The sequence below is a fragment of the Paraglaciecola psychrophila 170 genome, assembly GCF_000347635.1.
In the GTDB taxonomy this organism is placed as follows: domain Bacteria; phylum Pseudomonadota; class Gammaproteobacteria; order Enterobacterales; family Alteromonadaceae; genus Paraglaciecola; species Paraglaciecola psychrophila.
In genome coordinates this window covers 675,851-691,917 of sequence record NC_020514.1, presented here as the reverse complement: position 1 = coordinate 691,917, position 16,067 = coordinate 675,851, and the positions used below count along the sequence as shown (strand labels likewise).

Here is a 16,067-nt window from a genome sequence, read left to right as displayed (position 1 = left end):
GGGCTGGTGCTAGCCTTTCCTTTTCAGCATATAGATTGAAAAAGCAGCAAAAACCAAACTGGGTAAAGCCGCCCCCATAAATGGCGGCAAGTGGTAAACCAAGCTTAAAGCACCAAATACTTCATTGCTCACAAAAAAACCAAAACCGGTTAACACCCCCTAATATGACTCGTGCGCCCATTGTGACACTGCGCAGCGGTCCAAAAATAAATGACAACGCCATTAAAAGCATCACACCTACAGACAATGGTTGCAGCACTTTTCGCCACAGGGCCAACTCGTAGCGACTAGCGTCTAGACTGTTATTATTACGATAGTTAACGTACTCAACTAACCCTCGAATCGACAAAGCTTCTGGTTTGACTGTTACCACGCCTAGCTTGTCTGGAGTGAGAGTTGACAACCACACACCCTTTTCAAGCTGTTCGTAACGGATCCGCTGATCGCCTATAAAGGTATATTTGACTTGCTCTAATTGCCAGCCATTCTCACTATAATTAGCCTGCAAAGCACTGGTAATTTGTCTTAGCACTAGATCTTCATCGAACTCGTATACATTCACTTTACGTAACGTATTGGTATCGACCACCTCACCGATACTTACGAAGTTATCACCGTCTTTTGCCCAAGTTATTCTGTCAGAAGCAAATAAGCTACCGCCAGAAATAGCCTGAGTGCGAATTTCTTTGGCTCTAGTTTCTGTGAGAGGCGCAACCCATTCACCTATAAACATCACAAATAGCACCATTAGTAGGGCTGATTTCATGGCAGAGGTGATAATATTCCATCGACTTTGACCCGCGGCTTGCATCACAACCAGTTCGCTGTTGCTAGCCAATATTCCCATACCAATCAATCCGCCAATCAAAGTGGCCATCGGGAAAAACTGCTCTAGCTCTCTGGGTAGACTCAACACTACATACACCAAAGCGACCGTCATATCATAACTGCCACGACCAACTTGTTTCATTTGTTCGATAAATTTAATTAAGGCGCTTAAACCTACCAACACACTTAAACTCAGTGCCGTTGTAGCAAGTAGTGTCTTAGCAATATATATATCAAGTATTTTAAACACTGGTATCACCTCTTAATCGAGCGCGCAGCTTGACGCCAAAAGGCCTACCTTTTAGTAATAATGCAATACCGATCGATAACAATACACCGTGCACCCACCATAACCCTAGTTGCTGGGGTATGTTCCCATCTTCCAACGCTTTTCGGCCCGCCATGAGCAGCATAAAGTAGCCCAGATATAACATCAACGCAGGAAACATTTTTCCAAAGCGACCTTGTCTAGGATCAGCGGCACTGAGGGGCACCGCAATCAATACTAAAAACGGTAACGATAGAGGAATAGCTATTCGCCAGTGAAGCTCTGCTAGCGCATCAACTGAAGGATCAACTAATAAGTCGGCAGTCGGATATGCGCTTAGTTTTCTGCGTTTTCTTTCAGGCTGTTGCTCTGCAATTTGAATTTGATACTCTTCAAATTCAACAACGCGATAATCTTGCCTGCCCATTTCACCCTCGTATTGTTTACCTTGATTGAGTATCAGTTTTTGTGCGCCATTGGCTTGTTCTTCGATGCCCCCCCTGTTTGCATACACAATTCTTACATTTTCGGTATCGGAGTCAGTATCTCTTTGTGCCAGAAAAACCTTTCTTAAGGGATTTTGGCCATTATCGATGTCATGAACAAATATCACGGCTTGCTGATTGGCAGTTTGTTGGAAACGACCAGGGATCAGGCTTGATAAGCCACTTTGAGCACCGACTTTTTCTTCTAGTTGATAGGTGCTTTCAATAGCTAAGGGCGTTAACCACATAGTTAAGCCAGCGGTTAATAAAGACATAAATAAGGCCAAAATCAGCATGACACGGGTGATATACCACTCACTGATACCACATGCTCGCATCACACTCATCTCACTGTCGACGTACAATCGGCCATGAGCCAACATGATCCCCAAAAAAAGACTCAAGGGAAGCACTAGTGACGCTAAGACCGGCGTGTGTAAAGCCAAAAAGCCTAGTACTAAGCCAGCAGGAATTTCTCCTTCTGATGCATCAGCCAATACTTTAACAAATTTTTGAGTAATAAAAATAGCCATCAACAGCATAAAAATTGCCAGTTGAGACTTCAACGTTTCTTTCATTAAATAGCGGAAAATCAGCACAACACATCCAAGGGAAAGTAGTATTTTTAGTGGCACTATGGGAAATTTTAAGTAAACTTAACGTTTTCACAAGTTTAATTTATAAAGTGTGCGTATTTAGAGCACTCAGCCAAGATCTTATTTACAGATTATGTCCGGCTAATGTTAATCTTACAATAATAAAGCTGTATAACCCAATATCACCTTTCGATTATTAATTAAAAGGACAAATGGTTGCAGTATTATTCATCAAGTACCGAGGGTTCAAAGTGGAATTTAGCGTAAAAAGTGGCAGTCCAGAAAAACAACGCAGCGCCTGTATTGTAGTAGGTGTGTTTGAGCCAAGGCGTCTAACATCTGTTGCCGAACAGCTCGATATTATTAGCGAAGGCTATATTAGCAACCTACTCAGAAAAGGCGATTTGGAAGGTCAAGCCGGTCAAATGTTATTGCTGCACCACGTGCCTAACATCTTAAGTGAACGAGTATTGTTGGTAGGCTGTGGCAAAGAGCGTGAACTAGACGAACGCCAATACAAACAAATTATCGCCAAAACTGTTAAAACTCTAAATGAAACAGGCTCGATGGAAGCGGTTAGTTTTTTGACTGAGTTGCATGTTAAAGGCCGCGATACTTATTGGAAAGTACGCCAAGCTGTAGAAGCGACGCAAGATTCTCTTTACACCTTTTTACAACTTAAAACTAAAAAAGGTGAACTACGCCGACCTCTACGAAAGATCGTTTTTAATGTATCTACACGTCGTGAGTTATCTATTGGCGAACGAGCACTTGAGCATGGCTTAGCCGTAGCGCAGGGTTCTAAAACAGCTAAAGATGTTGCTAATATGCCGCCAAATATTTGTAATCCTAAATATTTACTTGAGCAAGCAGAAATTTTAGCCGCAACATATGAAAATCTGCATGTTAGCTCAGTTAATGAAGAACAAATGGATGTGCTAGGTATGCACTCCTATTTGGCAGTAGGCCGAGGCTCTGTCAATGAATCGATCATGACAATAATGGAACATAAGGGTGGTCCAGCAGATCAAGCGCCTATCGTGCTAGTCGGTAAAGGATTAACCTTTGATTCTGGCGGTATTTCAATCAAACCAGGCGAAGCCATGGATGAAATGAAATATGACATGGGGGGTGCAGCTGGCGTACTAGGCGCAATGCACACCATCAGTGCTCTGAACCTGCCAATTAATATTGTGGGTATTCTAGCAGGTTGTGAAAATATGCCTGATGCCAACGCATACCGCCCAGGTGATATTTTAACCACTATGTCAGGCCAAACAGTTGAAGTACTCAATACCGATGCCGAAGGCCGTTTAGTATTATGTGATGCATTAACCTATGTCGAGCGTTTTGACCCTGAGTTGGTAGTGGATGTGGCTACATTAACAGGTGCTTGCGTGGTGGCTTTAGGTAAACACGCCAGCGCCGTATTCAGTAACCATAATCCTCTTGCTCACGAATTGCTTAATGCATCTGAACAAAGTGGCGATAAAGCTTGGCGTTTACCTTTATGGGATGAATACCAAGACCAAATCGAAAGCCCTTTTGCCGATATGACTAATCTCGGAGGTCGTCCTGCAGGCGCCATTACCGCAGCCTGTTTTTTGTCTCGTTTTACTCGCAAATATAATTGGGCGCATATGGACATTGCAGGCACCGCTTGGGTTGGCGGAAAAGACAAAGGTTCAACTGGCCGACCTGTACCGATGTTATCTCAATTCTTAATGAACCGAGCTGGAATTGAAACAGAAGATTAATCATACATTTTAGGAACCACTTCGCATATGTCAAATGTAACGTTTTATCTGCTTGATGAAACAGACGACACACACCAACAGCCAGCGCACTTTGCGCTGGCTTGTTTGTTGGCGACCCGTAGTTATCGGCAAAAACAAAAATGTTTGGTGTATTGCCAAGATCAAAAACAAGCCGAACAATTTGATGAGTTGTTATGGCAATTACCTAACGATGCCTTTGTTCCCCACAATTTGACTGGAGAAGGTCCCGTAGGTGGGGCACCTGTTGAAATATGCTGGCAAACACCCAGTCAATTTAATCGACCCATATTGATTAACTTGTCTGACAACATTCCTGATTTTCATCAACGATTCAGACAAGTCATTGATTTTGTGCCTGCTAAAGAACAACTCAAACCTCAGGCCAGAGAGCGATATAAACACTATAGAGCGGCAGGTAATCAACTCGATACCCTACCCGCCTCAAGCATTAACGAGACACACAATAATGGATAAGACATTTAATCCACAAAATATAGAACGCGATATTTACCAAAAATGGGAAGACAGCGGGCAATTTAAACCTTCTGGAGAAGGCGAGTCCTACAGCATCATGATACCGCCACCAAACGTGACGGGCAGCCTACATATGGGCCATGCGTTTCAGCAAACGATTATGGATGCACTCACTCGATACAAACGTATGTCGGGTAATAATACTTTATGGCAAGTAGGTACTGACCACGCGGGTATTGCCACTCAAATGGTGGTGGAGCGTAAATTAGCGGCAGAAAACGGCCCTACTCGAAAAGAATTAGGCCGCGAAGCTTTTATTGACAAAATTTGGGAATGGAAAGCTGAGTCAGGTAATACGATTACTAATCAGATGCGTCGCTTAGGTGCATCAGTCGATTGGGAACGTGAGCGTTTCACTATGGATAAGGGCCTTTCAAACGCTGTCAATGAAGTGTTTGTGCGTCTGCATTCAGAGAACTTAATCTATCGTGGTAAACGCCTGGTTAACTGGGATCCTAAGTTACATACCGCCATCTCTGATTTAGAAGTCGAAAGTAAAGACAAAAAAGGCCACATGTGGCACTTCCGCTATCCCTTGGCTGATGGAGCTAAAACGACTGATGGCAAAAATTACCTTGTAGTTGCCACAACCCGACCTGAAACAGTGTTAGGTGATACAGGTGTTGCCGTAAATCCAGAAGATCCCAGATATAAAGACCTAATTGGTCAATTCATCGATTTACCTCTAGTGAATCGTCGTATCCCTATTGTGGGTGACGAACATGCAGATATAGAAAAAGGCACAGGTTGTGTGAAAATAACGCCAGCCCATGACTTTAACGATTATGAAGTCGGTAAACGTCATCAATTACCGATGATCAATATTTTAACTTTTTCTGGTGAAATTCTTCCTAAAGCTGAAACATACGATACTAAAGGTGAAGTAACTGATGCGCTAAATTCAGCACTTCCTGAGGAGTTTCATCACTTAGACCGTTTTGCCGCCCGCAAAGCCATCGTCGCTAAATTTGATGAGATGGGCTTCTTAGAAGAGGTAAAAGACCACGATTTAACTGTGCCTTATGGCGACAGAAGTGGTGTAGTGATTGAACCTATGTTGACCGACCAATGGTATGTACGTGCAGCACCATTAGCAAAAGTCGCAGCAGATGCCGTCACCAATGGCGAGATTGAATTTGTACCCAAACAATATGAAAACATGTATTTTTCTTGGATGAATGATATCCAAGACTGGTGTATTTCTCGTCAATTATGGTGGGGCCATAGAATACCCGCTTGGTACGATGAACAAGGCAATGTGTATGTGGGTCGCAACGAAGCAGAAGCCCGCGCAGAAAATGGCTTAGCTGCAGATCTAGTACTTAGGCAAGATGACGATGTATTAGACACCTGGTTCTCCTCTGCGTTGTGGACGTTTTCTACATTAGGTTGGCCTGAAAATACTGACGATTTAAAAACCTTTCATCCTACTGATGTGTTGGTCACTGGTTTCGACATTATTTTCTTCTGGGTAGCAAGAATGATCATGATGACTATGCATTTTATTAAAGATGAAAACGGCAAACCACAAGTACCTTTTAAAACAGTATATGTGACAGGCCTTATTCGTGATGATGATGGGCATAAAATGTCTAAGTCTAAAGGTAACGTCATCGATCCTCTGGATATGATCGACGGTATTTCTCTGGAAGATTTACTCGAAAAACGTACCGGTAATATGATGCAGCCTAAAATGGCTGAAAAAATCAAGAAGCAAACGGCGAAGCAGTTCCCCGATGGCATAGAGTCTCATGGAACAGATGCATTACGCTTTACCCTAGCAGCAGTCGCTTCTACTGGCCGTGATATCAGTTGGGACATGAAGCGATTAGAAGGCTACAGAAACTTCTGCAATAAGTTATGGAACGCCAGTAACTTCGTGCTGATGAATACCCAAGAACATGATTGTGGATTTAATTCAGACTCGAGTATGACTTTTTCACTTGCAGACAAGTGGATCATGGGGCAGTACCAAAACACTATAAAAGCCTATCGCGGAGCTATGGATACTTATCGTTTTGATATCGCCGCCCATGCATTATACGAGTTCACATGGGACCAATTTTGTGGTTGGTATATAGAATTAACAAAACCTATTTTATTGCAGGGAACTGAAGAGCAGCAACGCGGTACCAGGCATACCCTAGTTACCGTTTTAGAGTCTTTACTACGATTAATGCACCCTATTATGCCGTTTATCACAGAGACTATCTGGCAAGATGTATCGCCTATCGCTAACTGTCATAGCGCTACCATCATGAATCAGACATACCCTGAATTCGATGTTGCTAAGGTTGATGCCACCGCAATGCAAGATTTGGAGTGGGTCAAAGGTTTTGTATTGTCTATTCGCTCGATACGTGGAGAAATGGATATTGCACCAAGTAAACCTTTGCCGGTGTTGCTACGCAATGCTTCGCCTGAGGATATTAGGCGGCTTAAAGAAAACGCCATATTCTTGCATTCAATTGCTAAGTTACAAACAGTAACAGCATTAACCGAAGATGATGAATCACCGGTCTGTGCTACCTCTTTATTGGGCTCACTTGAAATTATGATCCCCATGGCTGGATTGATTGACAAAAACGCTGAACTCGCCCGTATAGCCAAAGCATTAGACAGGTTGGAAAAAGACTTTGCTCGTACTCAAGGAAAACTCGCAAATGCGAAGTTTGTGAGTAATGCACCTGATGCAGTGATTGAAAAAGAGAAAGCTAAGTTAGCTGACTTTACAATGCAGATGGGTAAACTGCGCGAACAGCGCATTAGCATTGAATCTATCTAAAAAGTCATATCGATTATAGGGTGTGTTATCAATATTGCTGACACACCCTAGCTATCTGAAGTTGTGATGATGTGATGATGTGATGATAAATCACATCGATAAATTGTATGAGGAATGAGAAATTGGTCTTACATTTCAGGTTCTTGATCGTTCTGTATTTTTTTTGATAAATATGGCGACGAGTGTCACAGCTTCAACTGAAAAAAACCTAACCCTAGTATTTGCAGGTAATATGCCTGACATAGGCAGTAATACCTATGGCACTTACACAGGCCTTGCAGGTTTATTAGAAAAAATGAGAACTGAACACTCTCCGACTATATTTACCTTTGCCGGAGGAAGTTTAGGACCGAGTCCTTTATCCAGTTTGGACCGAGGATCTCATATCATTGATATCCTGAATACATTAGAGCCTGATCTGATGACACTGACTAAACGTGAATTTAGCTATTTTGAAGATGAACTCACATTACGCTCTTATGAAGCCGCATTCCCGATGATTAGTAGTAACCTTTTTGACCCAATAACCAATGGTAACCTTGAAGGTATTTTAACCAGTCTAATTGTTGAAAAAGGTAACACTAAAGTTGGTTTTATCTCGATTCTAGACGAAGAGGTAGTCACAGAATATTTGCTAAAAAGAGTCAGTATATTTGAACCTCGCCAAATCATTCAACAGCAAATTTCCTTTCTAAAACAACAGGGCGCTGAATTAATGGTGCTAGTTTACTCCAAAGAAAGGGATTATTATCAAACTCTTATATCTGAAAATAAAATTGACTTTGCACTGAGGATCGTTAGTGAAATGGAGGAATATCAACCTAACAAAGTCTACTCTATTTCCAGCCAGGAACCATTCATGTTACTTCGCATGAGTTGGCAGACTAACAGCAAAGCGAAAAACCTGACGATTGAAGCGCCTAAAATTTATTACTCGTATCCGCCTAGCAAATCCACAACTTCATTGCTAGTTGACGAATACAACCAGAGGCTAGAAAGACTACTCAGTCAAAAAATTGGTGTTTTTGGAAGTGAAGTTCAGACATCGAGAAGCCTCATTCGAACAATGGAAATGCCTTTTGGGAACTTCATAGCTGATGCACTTAGACACTATGCCAAAGCCGATATTGGTTTAATAAATGGTGGAGCAATCCGTGGTGATAAAATTTATACCGAGGGAGCCTTTATCACCCGCCGAGACATTGCTACAGAGTTACCTTTCAGATCACATGTTACTGTATTATCTTTGACAGGAGAGCAGTTAAAACAAGCTCTAGAAAATAGCGTAAGTGAAGTAGAACTAGCCGAAGGCCGTTTTTTGCAAGTATCAGGGGTATCTTTTACCTATTCTATTAAAAAACCAGTCGGCGAGCGAATACAAACAATATACATCAACGGACGCACATTAGAACCTAAACGAAAATATTCAGTCTCCACCTCAGATTACCTGGCAAATGGTGGCGATGGCTATGCTGTGTTTTTAGACACTCAGCACCTAGAACGCAACAATCAAAAGCCACCTTTGATAACTGATGTCGCTATTCGTATGATACAACGGCAAAAAACAATCTTGCCTAAAATTGAGTTCAGAATAAAGCGTGTGATTGAATGACTATTTCAATCTCAAAAAAAGGCACTCGGGTCTCTCTAGTATCAGTATTTAGTGCCGGCTTAGTAGGAATATTATTTGTTTTTATACTACTTAGTTATTTTACCTTTACTCGCTTACTTAGTTTTGAATCAACACTGACAAACATCTCTGATAAGTCATTACCTAAACTAATACGTATCAGTCAACTTTATAGTCAAGCCAGCACACTTTTAGAATTCACAGAGCTGTTGTCAAAATCCTCATCAAATGCGTCAAAACGCTTAGCCGAAAAACAACTTCAGACTAACCTTATTAACATTCGTCAAGCTGCCAAAGAGATCTTTGCAAATGAGTTTTTAGATACGCAAATAAAAACCATCTCTATCGAATTAGATGAATATTCAGCCTTAATCGAAGACCGTTTGCAAACTCTGAACAGTATCGAATTATTAAAATCTAAAATGTATGCACTTAACACGCAAGCCATTAGCATTGACAAACAAAGTTCACAGGCTTGGATGTTAGGGTTTTCGCTAGCCTCAGTAGATGTGAGCAGAGCATTAAATGAGAAAAAGCTACAAAAAGTGAGGTTTTTGTTTAATCAATTAAGAGAGCAACTTAATCAGCTAAGTGCTAGTTCTGCCATAGGACCTGAGAATGTCATTAGGCGTCAACTTACGAGTCAACTGAAAGCATTACTTTTTGATGAAAATAGAATGGAAACGTTAAAAATAAAATCTTTACGAATAGAAGGCAGAGTCTTAGGACGCAAAAGTTTCGTGCATAACTTAATTGAAGATTACGTAGCACAACTCGGTTTTGTTACCAACGAAACAGAACAAGATACCACCCAACAAGTAGCCACTTACGTTACAGAAATGAACCAACAGACCCAACTCATTAGATATATTTTGATCGCGGGTGTGGTTTTTTTGGTCGTTATAGTCATTTTGTTTCAGCAGCGGATACTAAAAAGGATCCGTATTTTCAATCACATGTTAAACAGCGAAACACAAGATTTTGAGTATCAGACCCTACTTAAGGGAAATGATGAGATTACTGATTTGGCTGAAGCTTTCAAAGCATTTCATCAAACAATTGAAATACAAAAATATAAGCTTGAGCAACTTTCAATGTCAGATGCTCTAACCGGTATTTCTAATCGAAGAGCTTTAGATATCCGCTTAAAACATGATATTGAGTTGTCTTCTCGGAAAAAATCTAATGTCGCGGTGTTGCTGATGGATATAGATTGTTTCAAACTTTACAACGATAACTATGGGCATATAGCCGGTGATCAATGTTTAAAGGATATCTCCAAGATTATTGATGAATCACTACACCGAGATTGCGACTTTGTTGCAAGATATGGAGGTGAAGAATTTGTTTGTGTGTTGCCCGATACTGATTCAAAGGGCGCACAAGAGATTGCAAAACATATCATTGAAAAATTAAAACACAACGCGCTGCCACATATGTACAGCCATGTCGCAGACTATGTGACGATGAGCATTGGTATTGCAATTTCACAACCCAATGCTTTATTAACTGCAGAAGCCATCATTAAGCAAGCCGATACTGCCTTGTATGCTGCAAAAAAGACAGGCAAAAACACATACATATTATATTCCTAGAATACATCTTCTAAGTAACGGGTTCTTTATTGGCAATCTCTTGGTCTATGTACACGCTAAATTCTTGTTTAAACCAACGCTGCAACATATTTTTTTCGTAACGCAGTGATTCACTATCGAAAAAGCGATTACCGCGGTCCATAAAAGACATGTCTTTGAGGTCTACATCAGCCTGTTGAATGACTGCGCCAGACGTATCCAATAACTGATAACTAAAATTCATCCTTGGAATATCAATGTTCTTAATAACCCGCACGTCAGATGTCCCCTGCCCCAGCCCAACAAAAGAGGCAGGCCAAACTTGTCCAGCCAGGTCAAGATCAGTCACTTTCATTCGTAATTTTTGGTTATCAGGTAACGACGATGCCAATTCATGCATATATTCATTAATGCCCTCAAAGGTGGCTTCCATGAACCTTTTACGCGACTCATTACTAGGCCTAACATCACGGTATTTTTCTGGTTTGTCCCATTCAATTTCGACCTCGGCTTGGGCTAAAACTTGGTTAGATAGACCTATTGTCATTGCAGAAATAATCAATCCGGTTAATATTTTCAAAATAAATCTCCTACGTGAAGGTAACGTTCAGTATTACTCAGGTACCTGAATATATACTGAATCTAATTAAAAAGGCCCAAATACTTGAGCATTTTCAGCCCAAGTACTATGCCATACTTGATTACCATGGATAACACTTCTGTCCTGCCATCCATTGGCATAAGGTTGTTTCGTCTCGTCAGGCAGCACCACACCTCTTTCGATTAACTGTGGATTGTTAGATGTGGTATCAACTTCAAGCAACATCAAACTATTAAAGGAAGTCCAAAGACTCTCAAATTCATCGGTATATCTGCTACAACTCTCAATAGGTAAAGCGAATCGGTATCGACCATTATTATTAAGCACCGATAATGCACGGTAGTCATATTCAACTGGTGTATAACTGCTGGATTTAATAATACTATTTATCGCAACAGGATTGCTGGGATCGGATACGTCAAATAAACTAATTTTCATGCCTTCTTGAGTCACCGGCTTGTCAGTTGCATCTCCAATAAAAGAGAAATTGTTAACCTGCTGGCCTATCTCAATTAGAAAACAGTTACATAGAGGATGTAAATAGCTAAAAAACCCGGTTATTTCTGGGGTAACTAATACTCAACCATTAGGCCAAATATTCGAGGCAGAAAAACAACAAAATATCGATATCCCACAACTTATTTCGACCTTAGGAAGGACATATTAACTTCGCTCTATGGGCGGTATTGTCTGGTCAGATAGTGATGAAAATATACTCAATAATGGACAAGCAATTGTGCTCAGTGACTCGCGTGTTACAGAGCAAATTTACATTCTAGATAATACACCGCAGTTACTAGAGATCTCATTATCGATTAACCGTCTCGTTTCTAGGAAATTTTTGTTGTTGGGTGGGGTTATCGCATCTTGCGATTTGGCCACTATCACGTGACTTATCAAATCTTGAAAGAACGGTTTCAAACATCAAACCAGATGGCAGTATTAAGCAAAATACTATTAGTCAAACATCCCTGATCTATCCTATCGCAAAATCTCTAGACAACATGGGACGCCAAATTACTCAACTTATGCAAAATCAACGGGAACTAAGTGAAGCTGTGACTCACGAATTTCGACACCCTCATGCCAGATTAAAGTTTGCTCCCGCCATGAATCCACCAGCGCAAAGCAAGCCTTGGCTAGATATGCAGCAAGACGTCAATGAATTAGAACATCTTGTACAAGAAATGCTTGATTACGCCAGCATAGATGCTCGTATACCCGAGATGAACTTAGCTGAAATTCCGTTTAAACAATTATGTCAGCAATTGCTCAATCGCTTAAAAGAAAGTCATCTGTCGAACTTAAACGTAAGGGTTTATGGTGATGACCCTCATGTATTGGCCGACGAACACTTTATTGAAAGATCGATTGAGAATTTAATTTTAAATGGCAAACGTTACGCAATTAAGACGCTAGAGATACATATCGTCAAACAAAAAAATATTCAGATATGCGTATAAGATGATGTTGTGGGCGTGTCTCAGGCAATACGTCAAAAAATATTTTCACCTTTTTTTCGTCCTGATGAATCTCGAGATAAACAAAAAGGTGGCGCAAGTCTTGGTTTAGCGATTGTAAAAAGGATTGTCGATTGGCATCAAGGTGATTGTTGTGTAACGAACGGGGAGCTAGGTGGAGCTAAATTTATCATCACCTTGCCTAACCATTTTACGTGAACTTATCGAGAATACCCTTGCGGCTAATTTCGCCACAGACGTGACGTAAGTTGCGACCATAAATATAGGGATTTTTATCTCCCGCATGGCAATAATGTAAATTGAAGTTATAAAGTTCAGTTTTTGTGCTGGTGATTTTATGTAAATATTTAGTTTGCGGGTCAGTCAAATCTTGCACATGGGCTGAGATTTCATTTCTAAACTTGGCTAGTTGCTGATTATCTATGGTCATAGAAATACCGTGCATCCACTGTGTAGTAGTCGTTCGCATATCCGACAGCCAAAATTGCACAAATGCACTGCGCAAAATCATTATCAATGCCAAGATTTCAAACGTAACGACTGCAAAACGTAACATACTGTATATCTCAAAGACCATTTATTCATCAGAAGAGACCAGATGTTACGTGATAACTGAACACTAAAATACACTTGATAGTTATGCCTTCTGATAACTAAGAATAACAATCTATGAGATATTATATAAGGATAAAAAGCCTGACCGAGATCAAGCACGGTGGCTAACATGCTGGTATACTCATTATGTTATCAGTCTGTAGAACTCTCTACATCTGCCTTTTTTGATATTTCAAGGACACCCAATGAGTGAGCGAATCCCCGTTAAAAACATCTCACCCGTAAAAGTACACCGACCAGATACAAGTAAACATGATAATTCCTACACTCCTCGAAGCAGAATATACGTAAGAGCTGTCACGGGTATGCTGGAAAACTTTCGTCGATTTTTTGGCCTGTTCTTTTTAAGCATTTTTGCAGCACTTCCTTGGCTACAGTTTAATGGTAGCCAAGCCGTGTTATTCGATTTCGGGGCACAGCGTTTTAATATATTTGGCTTAACACTTTGGCCACAGGATTTGACATTATTGGCATGGATTTTAATCGTTGCCGCCTTTGCACTATTTTTTGTGACTACCTTCGCGGGTCGGGTTTGGTGTGGTTTTATGTGCCCGCAAACTACCTGGACCTTTTTATATATCTGGTTTGAAGAAAAAATTGAAGGCAGTCGCCATAAACGCATGAAGCTTGATGAAAGAAAAATGGACTTTGACAAGCTGTGGCGTAAAACCCTTAAACATTCTGCTTGGGTTGGGATTGCTTTACTCACCGCTTTAACTTTTGTGGGCTACTTCACACCAATAGACTCTTTGTTTGTAGATTTCTTCACTTTCTCAGGTGGATTTTGGGCAGTCTTCTGGGTACTATTTTTTACACTTTGCACTTACGGTAACGCCGGATGGATGCGTGAAATCATGTGTACTCACATATGCCCATACGCTCGTTTTCAATCTGCAATGTTCGACAAAGACACCTTCACCGTGGCCTATAACGCTTCGCGTGGAGAGCAACGTGGACCCAGAGGACGAAAAGTAAGCCGTGAAGAAAATCAAACTAAAGGTCTAGGTGACTGCATTGATTGCAACCTATGTGTGCAGGTTTGTCCTACTGGAATAGATATTCGCAACGGTTTGCAATACGAATGCATAAATTGCGGTGCCTGTGTAGATGCCTGTAATGGTGTAATGGAAAAGATGAACTACCCCAAAGGTCTTATTAGCTTTACATCAGAAACAGAATTAGCAGGTGGTAAAACAAAAATACTCCGACCTAAATTAATCGGGTATGGCATTGTTTTGTTGTTAATGTTGGGACTCTTGGTATTCGAAATTGCAACAAGGAAACCTTTGGAAATAGACATTATAAAAGACAGAGTTCCTATGTTTCGGGAAACAGGTAATGGGCTTATTGAGAATGTATTTACCTTAAAAATTCTGAATAAATCTCAATACACTCAGCGCTATCATATATACATAGATAATCTTGAAGGGCACACTTATATTGGTGAGAATGAAGTAACAGTGTCAGGAGGAGAGGTGTTCAATTTACCACTCAGTATTGCCATCAATCCAAATAAATTAACCCAGGAGTCCACCGCATTTAGCTTTAGAGTTGAGTCTATTGATGCTGAAAACACCCCAGTAAAAGTGCAAGAAATAAGCAAGTTTTTGTACCCTGATTTGTGAGACCTTTTAATTTTTCAGAGCTCACACCTGATTTGATCGTCGACGCTATAGAATCACAAGGCATCCGTGTAGAGTCTGGGTTATTAGCACTTAACAGCTACGAAAACAGGGTTTATCAGTTTATTGCTGAGGACACAAAACGCTATGTTGCCAAATTTTATCGACCACAACGTTGGAGTCGAGCACAAATTCAAGAAGAGCATGACTTTTCTATTGAGTTAGCATCTTACAAAATTCCTATCATTGCGCCGTTAATTTGTAACAAACAAAGCCTGCATATTTATAAAAACTACTCATTCGCATTTTTCCCCGCGGCAGGCGGGAGGCAATTTGAAGTAGACAATTTAAATCAAGTCGAATACATGGGGCGTTTTATTGGTCAAATTCATGCCGTGTCAAAACGTGCAAACTTTATCCATCGGCCAACAATGAGTGTTGATGACTACCTAATAAAATCCCTGCAAGAATTGCAAGGCAGTCCACTGATCCCCGCAGGTGTGCAACCATCGTTTTTTGCTATTTTACAGCAGGTTGTAGATTTAACTTTATCGCTTTACAGCAGTACAAATAACATTAGGCTGCATGGTGATTGTCATCCGGGCAATATATTGTGGCGCGACGGTCCAACCTTTGTTGACTTAGATGATTGTAGAAGCGGTCCTGCGGTCCAAGATATGTGGATGATGCTCTCGGGCGACAGGCAACAACAATCCCTTCAAATGCATACGTTGGTCAAAGCCTATGAAGAATTTTGTAAGTTTGATACCGCTCAGCTCGCATTAATTGAACCTTTACGCGCCATGCGCATGGTCCATTATATGGCTTGGTTAGCAAAACGCTGGCAAGACCCTGCATTTCCACAAGCTTTTCCTTGGTTTGCCGATGGAAAATATTGGGAACAACAAATACTGAGTCTAAAAGAGCAGTTGGCGGCATTGCAAGAAACCCCACTAGCTCTTTAAGCGATGCTTAAATCGCAGTATCGTTTAAAAAAAATGCACATTGCATTGTTGTCATTCATCTACTATTTTTTATATGTAAAACAATGTGTTAGCAGTCTTTTATAATATTCCAAATAAAAAATAGTCGATATTTAGTCCAGCTATATAAATCAAATCATACTTTTAATAGATAAATCATCAAATACAAAGGTATATATTTATACCTACTCCGTATTTTTTATATACCTATTAGCGACACCAATGCTGGCACATTTATACCATAATATGCGTATCCAAATCAGTGACACTAAACTAAACTCGTTTTA

Annotated in this window: 13 protein-coding genes and 1 pseudogene; 9 read left to right on the top strand and 5 right to left on the bottom strand. The window is 40.6% G+C overall.

Annotation, left to right across the window (positions count from 1 at the left end; translation table 11 throughout):
* Positions 1 to 9: 9 nt before the first annotated feature.
* Together lptG and lptF are read right to left on the bottom strand one after the other, a co-directional pair.
* Positions 10 to 1,078 (bottom strand): annotated as a pseudogene (gene lptG / locus C427_RS03055) (LPS export ABC transporter permease LptG).
* On the bottom strand, positions 1,071 to 2,180 hold the full coding sequence (lptF, locus tag C427_RS03050; protein ID WP_007636367.1) for an LPS export ABC transporter permease LptF: 1,110 nt from the start codon (positions 2,178 to 2,180) through the stop codon (positions 1,071 to 1,073). Before lptF ends, lptG begins: the two are co-directional and overlap by 8 nt.
* A 248-nt stretch (positions 2,181 to 2,428) precedes the next feature.
* Between lptF and pepA the strand changes: the two genes are divergently transcribed.
* The 5 genes from pepA to C427_RS03025 all read left to right on the top strand — a co-directional run bounded on the left by pepA (position 2,429) and on the right by C427_RS03025 (position 10,499).
* Positions 2,429 to 3,934: a leucyl aminopeptidase gene (gene pepA / locus C427_RS03045; RefSeq protein ID WP_034898857.1), complete on the top strand. Its 1,506-nt coding sequence runs from the start codon at positions 2,429 to 2,431 to the stop codon at positions 3,932 to 3,934.
* Between the two features lie 27 nt (positions 3,935 to 3,961).
* Complete coding sequence (locus C427_RS03040; RefSeq protein ID WP_007636365.1) at positions 3,962 to 4,429, top strand: DNA polymerase III subunit chi; 468 nt, start codon at positions 3,962 to 3,964, stop codon at positions 4,427 to 4,429.
* A complete protein-coding gene (locus C427_RS03035; RefSeq protein WP_007636364.1) occupies positions 4,422 to 7,274 on the top strand; it encodes a valine--tRNA ligase in 2,853 nt (950 codons plus the stop codon). Before C427_RS03040 ends, C427_RS03035 begins: the two co-directional genes overlap by 8 nt.
* Before the next feature lie 172 nt (positions 7,275 to 7,446).
* A complete protein-coding gene (locus C427_RS03030; protein WP_007636363.1) occupies positions 7,447 to 8,886 on the top strand; it encodes a bifunctional metallophosphatase/5'-nucleotidase in 1,440 nt (479 codons plus the stop codon).
* Positions 8,883 to 10,499: a GGDEF domain-containing protein gene (locus C427_RS03025; protein WP_007636362.1), complete on the top strand. Its 1,617-nt coding sequence runs from the start codon at positions 8,883 to 8,885 to the stop codon at positions 10,497 to 10,499. The genes C427_RS03030 and C427_RS03025 overlap by 4 nt, the downstream gene beginning before the upstream one ends.
* A gap of 10 nt (positions 10,500 to 10,509) precedes the next feature.
* Here the strand turns inward: C427_RS03025 and C427_RS03020 are convergent, their stop codons facing one another.
* Positions 10,510 to 11,058: a DUF3016 domain-containing protein gene (locus C427_RS03020; protein ID WP_007636361.1), complete on the bottom strand. Its 549-nt coding sequence runs from the start codon at positions 11,056 to 11,058 to the stop codon at positions 10,510 to 10,512.
* Positions 11,059 to 11,124: 66 nt separating this feature from the next.
* A complete protein-coding gene (locus C427_RS03015; protein ID WP_081588981.1) occupies positions 11,125 to 11,640 on the bottom strand; it encodes a beta-propeller domain-containing protein in 516 nt (171 codons plus the stop codon).
* Positions 11,641 to 11,930: 290 nt separating this feature from the next.
* Between C427_RS03015 and C427_RS03010 the strand changes: the two genes are divergently transcribed.
* Both C427_RS03010 and C427_RS23905 read left to right on the top strand, forming a co-directional pair.
* Complete coding sequence (locus C427_RS03010) at positions 11,931 to 12,542, top strand: sensor histidine kinase (RefSeq protein WP_015430388.1); 612 nt, start codon at positions 11,931 to 11,933, stop codon at positions 12,540 to 12,542.
* A gap of 15 nt (positions 12,543 to 12,557) precedes the next feature.
* The gene (locus C427_RS23905; RefSeq protein ID WP_161601924.1) at positions 12,558 to 12,758 is read left to right on the top strand and encodes an ATP-binding protein; all 201 of its coding nucleotides are present in this window, start codon (positions 12,558 to 12,560) and stop codon (positions 12,756 to 12,758) included.
* On the opposite strand, the gene C427_RS03005 is transcribed toward C427_RS23905, so the two are convergent.
* Complete coding sequence (locus C427_RS03005; protein ID WP_007636357.1) at positions 12,751 to 13,116, bottom strand: hypothetical protein; 366 nt, start codon at positions 13,114 to 13,116, stop codon at positions 12,751 to 12,753. The genes C427_RS23905 and C427_RS03005 overlap by 8 nt on opposite strands.
* A 244-nt stretch (positions 13,117 to 13,360) precedes the next feature.
* Here C427_RS03005 and ccoG point away from each other — a divergent pair, with 244 nt between their 5' ends.
* Both ccoG and C427_RS02995 read left to right on the top strand, forming a co-directional pair.
* Positions 13,361 to 14,800: a cytochrome c oxidase accessory protein CcoG gene (gene ccoG / locus C427_RS03000; protein ID WP_007636356.1), complete on the top strand. Its 1,440-nt coding sequence runs from the start codon at positions 13,361 to 13,363 to the stop codon at positions 14,798 to 14,800.
* Entirely contained in the window at positions 14,797 to 15,762 is a 966-nt protein-coding gene (locus C427_RS02995; RefSeq protein ID WP_007636354.1) for a serine/threonine protein kinase, read from the top strand. Before ccoG ends, C427_RS02995 begins: the two co-directional genes overlap by 4 nt.
* The last annotated feature ends 305 nt before the right edge of the window (positions 15,763 to 16,067 follow it).